This window comes from uncultured Nostoc sp., assembly GCF_964245445.1.
In the GTDB taxonomy this organism is placed as follows: Bacteria; Cyanobacteriota; Cyanobacteriia; order Cyanobacteriales; family Nostocaceae; genus Nostoc.
The window spans coordinates 1-5,431 of the sequence record NZ_CAXTNE010000399.1; the positions used below are offsets into that span (position 1 = coordinate 1).

General features: G+C 43.5%; 7 protein-coding genes. 3 read left to right on the forward strand and 4 right to left on the reverse strand.

All coding sequences use genetic code 11. The annotated features are described in order from the left end of the window. Window positions 1-443 precede the first annotated feature (443 nt). On the reverse strand, window positions 444-917 hold the full coding sequence (locus ACFE90_RS35825; protein ID WP_375507007.1) for a hypothetical protein: 474 nt from the start codon (window positions 915-917) through the stop codon (window positions 444-446). Window positions 918-1,084: 167 nt separating this feature from the next. On the opposite strand from ACFE90_RS35825, the gene tumA reads away from it, so the two are divergent. Next, on the forward strand, window positions 1,085-1,315 hold the full coding sequence (gene tumA / locus ACFE90_RS35830) for an antitoxin TumA (protein ID WP_375507008.1): 231 nt from the start codon (window positions 1,085-1,087) through the stop codon (window positions 1,313-1,315). Next, window positions 1,305-1,709, forward strand: coding sequence for a toxin TumE (gene tumE / locus ACFE90_RS35835; protein WP_375507009.1), 405 nt, complete (start codon window positions 1,305-1,307; stop codon window positions 1,707-1,709). Before tumA ends, tumE begins: the two co-directional genes overlap by 11 nt. 32 nt (window positions 1,710-1,741) lie before the next feature. Here the strand turns inward: tumE and ACFE90_RS35840 are convergent, their stop codons facing one another. The 3 genes from ACFE90_RS35840 to ACFE90_RS35850 all read right to left on the reverse strand — a co-directional run bounded on the left by ACFE90_RS35840 (window position 1,742) and on the right by ACFE90_RS35850 (window position 3,789). Then, window positions 1,742-2,869 (reverse strand): Rid family detoxifying hydrolase, encoded by a 1,128-nt coding sequence (locus tag ACFE90_RS35840; RefSeq protein WP_375507010.1) that lies wholly within the window; start codon window positions 2,867-2,869, stop codon window positions 1,742-1,744. 200 nt (window positions 2,870-3,069) lie between these two features. Further along, entirely contained in the window at window positions 3,070-3,501 is a 432-nt protein-coding gene (locus ACFE90_RS35845) for an NUDIX domain-containing protein (protein ID WP_375507011.1), read from the reverse strand. A 96-nt stretch (window positions 3,502-3,597) separates the two neighbouring features. After that, the gene (locus ACFE90_RS35850; protein WP_375507012.1) at window positions 3,598-3,789 is read right to left on the reverse strand and encodes a hypothetical protein; all 192 of its coding nucleotides are present in this window, start codon (window positions 3,787-3,789) and stop codon (window positions 3,598-3,600) included. A 14-nt stretch (window positions 3,790-3,803) separates the two neighbouring features. Here ACFE90_RS35850 and malQ point away from each other — a divergent pair, with 14 nt between their 5' ends. Beyond that, complete coding sequence (malQ, locus tag ACFE90_RS35855) at window positions 3,804-5,312, forward strand: 4-alpha-glucanotransferase (protein ID WP_375507013.1); 1,509 nt, start codon at window positions 3,804-3,806, stop codon at window positions 5,310-5,312. Window positions 5,313-5,431: the final 119 nt, after the last annotated feature.

Consider the following 5,431-nt stretch of genomic DNA (forward strand, 5'->3'; position numbering starts at 1 on the left):
AACTTTTTCTAGGTAATTTTTATGCGTTGACCTTCTGAGGCTCAACTTTGACCTTCTGAGGCTCAACTTTGACCTTCTGAGGCTCGACGTTGACCTTCTGAGGCTCGACATTGACCTTCTGAGGCTCAAAAATGTCCTGGCGACTTAGCACTTCTTAATGGAGTTTAAGACAGACCTAATCCCCAGCCTCTTCCCTTATAGGGAAGGGGAGTAAGATTCAAAGCCTCTCCCCTTGTTGGGGAGAGGAATGGAAGTGAGGTCAAAGTGTATTTTAGATAAATGAGATGTGCTATAGAAGTCGCGGCTACACAGACAAAACCCGCCTGCGCGGGTTTCAAGAATTTTTAGATTCAAGACGCAAAAAGGGCATAACAATGTTATGCCCCTACAAATGATGTGTATTTTACCAAGTTGACAACTGGTATAATTGTCTATTACAAGCTTTAGCTAACTGAGACTTCGGGTTTCTTTTTTTTAGAACGGCGGTTAAACCTGCGTCCCATCTCATCAATTACTGCATCCAAACCTGCGACATCACCGCTAGCTTTGGCATAGCTATAAACTGCTAATGCTGCTGCATACGCTTCACTAGCAGAGGCTATACAGGTATCATCCACCAATTCTTGCAGTTGGGTTAGAGACAACAGCACCGGATACAAGTCCTCATATATTTCTAAATCTCGGCGCATCTCTTCTAAATCAAAAGAACGCGGCAAAAAGTTAGGGTTCTGTGTCGCCACTTCTAACGCAATGCTTACAAAAGCCCGACTTTTATCTCCCATCTTCAGCATCGTTCGCCGGTCTTCAGGGGTTAAATCTACCAAAAACGGTAACTTTTCTCTAATTGTAGCGATCGCCTGCATGACTGCTTCTTTGTCTGCTGGGGCTAGGCTGGCACTGATGCGATTTTTTGGCATTTTTAATACTCCTCTAAGGTACTTAGTTTCAGTATTCCCGAAGTTATAGAGGCGATCGCCATTGCTATAAATAATTAACGTAAGTTTCTATGAAGCTAATCAACTATCTCGACAAGGAAGTGATGAAAGTGTTTAGTATAAACTAATGAAACTGAATGCAAAAATCAATGCGTAAACAAACCATCGAATATACATCTCCACTAGATGCGCTGATTGCCCTTACTAAACAGTTAAATACCTATGAAATAAAGTACCAAATGAATTCAGAAGAATTTTTTGCCAAATATAGCCAAGGCGAAACTTCTGATGATGAAGTCTTTGTCGAATGGGCAGGAAACTATCAACATTATCTAGCTCTACATCAAGATATAAAGAGCAAACTCAGAGATGTCGCGTAAAGTTATCCAAGCCTATTTAGATGAAGTTGAGCAACTTTTACTCAACTGCTCTAACACATACGTTGAGGAATATGGTGCAGTAATTTTAACGACAGAGAGAGCTAATCTCCGCATTAGGATGCGTTTCGCTCTCAAATATTTACTGGCAGTCAGTGAAGCCTTTGTGATTGTAGATAATCAGATTACATATATCGATTACCGCTATCACTTTCAAGATGAGCAAAATAGTCTGATTTTTCGTTATGACAGTACACCACACTTTCCCAACTTGCCTAGCTTCCCGCACCATAAACATCTTTTCGACAACGTAATTGCTTGCGAAAAGCCACATATAGCTGATGTGCTACAAGAAGTGATGGAGTTTTTAGAGTCAAAACAGAACCATCAAATGTAACCGTTAAGATTTTGCTCATTGATACGTTCCTTCTAACTACTAATCACAGCGATCGCATCAATTTCTACTAACACATCTTTAGGTAAACGCGATACCTGCACACAAGCCCGCGCTGGGGCTGTATCTTCCGGGAAATATTTAGCATAAACGGCATTCACCGCCGCAAAATCATTCATATCAGCTAAAAATACAGTGGTTTTCACAACATCTTGAAAAGTCGCACCTGCTGCTGTGAGGATGGCTTCAAGATTCGCTAATACTTGCTCAGTTTGCTTTTTGACATCATCAGTGTAGACAACATCACCAAGGCGGGGATCGATGGCAATTTGTCCTGCGACGAATACAAATTGACCAGAAGCTGCGATCGCTTGATTATAAGGGCCGACTGGAGCGGGTGCGTTATCAGTATTAATTACTTTACGAGTCATAGATATTACTTTCTCTAACGATGTTTCCTGTTTACTGATTTCCGCTTCAGGAGCGATCGGCTTGTAGACTTCTCCATCTGGCATTATCGCACCAGTCAGGTCTGCATCTTTAAAGGTTGCCCCATAGATATTTGCGCCAGTTAAATTTGCCTTCTTCAGATTTGCACCATCAAGGTTTGCCATTATCAAATTTGTATCTGAAAGACAGGCTCTTTCTAGATTTGCTTCTTTTAGACAGGTGTTTTTGAGATTTGCTTGTCCCAGGTATACCCCAACTAAATCAGCCTCAGCTAGATTTATTCCTGACAAATTACATTTCTCTAAACTAACTCCCCGGAGTATAGCTTTATGGAGATTTGCACCTTGAAAATTTACTCCAGTTAGCTCTACCTGAGTAAAGTTTGCTCTAGTCAAGTCTGCTTTAGTCAGATTTGCAGCTTTCAAGTTTGCATAACTTAAGTCCGAACCGCTAAGGTCTGCCCAACTTAAATTAATTGACCCACCTTGCATCCACATCAAATTTGTACATCTTACGGATGCTCTAGAGAGGCTTGCTTCCCAAAGATTAGCTTTGGTCAGAGTTGCTTCACTCAAGTCTGCTCCATTTAAATTTCCTTTGTATAAATCTATCTCACTCAAATCTTTGCTTGTGAGGTCTACTCCTTGAAGATTTGCTGAATGAAATTTCCGTTGTCCTGCTGCGTATTTCTCTAAAAGTTCCTCAGCGTCCATAATGCACCTTTGAATACCACTGACACAGTATAATCACAAAAACTTTGTACCACAGGTATTCTTCTCTTTTCTTCCTTCTCTTCTCTCTCTTTTCTTCCTTCTCTTCTCTACGAGAGGCTGCGCCAACGAGACGCTGCGCGAACGCGCCCTTCGCGCCTTTGCGGTAGCCTGCGGCAAGCCGCTTTGCGTCTACGTTCCTCTTACCCCAACCTTGGACGTATTCCATAATGCCGATATCGCCAATAATCGCGCAGAATGCGATCGTGGTCAAAACATAAATTACCAGGCACACGCCAATACTCAAAAACTCCTACACCCTTAGCATCATCCCCAGCCACAGGTTCACCCGTCGCTGTCGCCAAAAACACAATGCTAATGGTATGCTGACGCGGATCGCGATCGGGGTCAGAATACACCAGTAATTGTTCAAGTAACTCCACCTGCAAACCTGTTTCTTCCTCAGCTTCTCGCCGCGCCGCCACTTCCACCGCTTCGCCATAATCTACAAAACCACCCGGAATAGCCCAACCTAAGGGTAGATTATGTCTTTCAATTAACACTATTGGCCGATGAGGTCGATCTACTAGTTCAATGATGATATCAACTGTTGGTGCAGGATTTCGGTAAGTCATAGTTATTAGTCATTGGTCATTAGTCATCAGTCATTAGTCACTTGTACTGAGCGTAGCCGTTGGCGCAGCCTCTCGTAGAGAAGTATTAGTCATTGGTTATTCACAAAGGACAAATGACATAGACGCCCGGAGGGCGGCTTCCCGAAGGGTAGGACAAAGGACAATCAAGATGAGTTTACTTGATTTACCCTGCAAATACTGTTCCGTGATAAATTCGATCCGATTGGCTTTGCCACCGCCCCTTGGGCGATCGCCTAGCGTGTCGTTCAGATAATCCCTTCCTCTCATAATTTAGGTTACTTATGCCTTTTCCTAGATCCAGTGGTATTTTGCTGCATCCTACCTCCTTTCCCAGTCGATTCGGCATTGGGGATTTAGGCTTAGAAGCCTATCGCTTCATTGATTTTCTCAAAGACAGCTATCAACAATATTGGCAAGTTTTACCCTTGGGACCCACTGCATACGGCAATTCCCCGTATATGTGCTACTCAGCAATGGCCGGAAATCCCCTGCTGATTAGCCCAGAAAAACTGCGAGATGAGGGTTTGCTAACTGAAGAAGACTTTGCTAATTTACCAGGATTTCCGGAAGAAAAGGTAGATTTTGAGCAGGTTGTGCCGATTAAAATTGGGCTACTCAAAAAAGCCTGTGAACATTTTAAAACCAATGCTACACCTATCCAGCAGAAAGAGTTTGAAGGTTTTTGCGATAGCAAAGCCTATTGGCTAGATAATTACGCCTTATTTATGGCGCTGAAAGATGATAACGAGAATGCAAACTGGCATGCATGGAAATCAGAACTTGTCAAGCGTGATCCACAAGCAATGGAGCAAGTACAAGATCGGCTTAACAAAGAGATTTTTTATTACAAGTTTGTCCAATTTGAGTTTTTCCGCCAGTGGTCAGACTTGAAAAGCTACGCCAATATGCGCGGCATTGATATTATTGGCGATATCCCCATCTACGTAGCTCACGATAGTGCCGACGTGTGGGCGCATCCCGACATCTTTTGCTTAGACCAAGAAACGGGAGAAGCTGCTCAAATGGCAGGAGTCCCACCAGATTACTTTAGCGCCACTGGTCAATTGTGGGGCAACCCGGTTTATAACTGGGAGGAATTGCAAAAACAAGACTTTAAATGGTGGGTACAGCGCTTTGAGGCAATGCTGGATTATGTCGATATAATTCGCATTGACCACTTCCGGGGCTTCGAGGCTTATTGGTCAGTACCCAAAGGCGAAGAAACTGCCATGAATGGTAAATGGGTGGAAGCACCTGGAGACGCTTTTTTTGAAGCGATTAGGGAGAAGTTGGGTAAGCTACCCGTTTTGGCGGAAGATTTGGGAGTAATTACACCAGAGGTAGAAGCGCTGCGAGACAAGTTTGAATTTCCTGGGATGAAAGTTTTGCAGTTTGCCTTTGGTTCTGATCCCGAAAATCCGTTCTTACCATTCAATTACCCGCGAAATGCTGTAGTTTATACTGGCACTCACGATAATGACACAACTGTAGGCTGGTTTAATTCAGCCAGCGACAACGAAAAGCATAACTTATGGCTTTATTTAGGTTCTATCAGCCCTGAAGGTGTCCAATGGGATTTGATTCGACTAGCTTTGAGTTCTATAGCTAACCAAGCGATTATTCCTTTGCAAGATATCTTGGGATTAGGAAACGAAGCGCGGATGAATTTTCCTAGTGTTGCTGAGGGTAACTGGGGGTGGCGCTATCAAGCAGGAGCGTTGAGAGAGGAATTAGGCGATCGCTTGAAAGTTCTTACCAGGCTCAATGGACGCGCCCCGGAAGCACAATAAGGCAGGGGGAGCAGGGGAAGCAGGGGAAGCAGGAGACGCAGGGGAAGAAAAAATAATCAAAGACCTCTGCCCAATGCCAATTGCCCTATATTTCAAAACTTAGGTGTTGCAGGAATTAT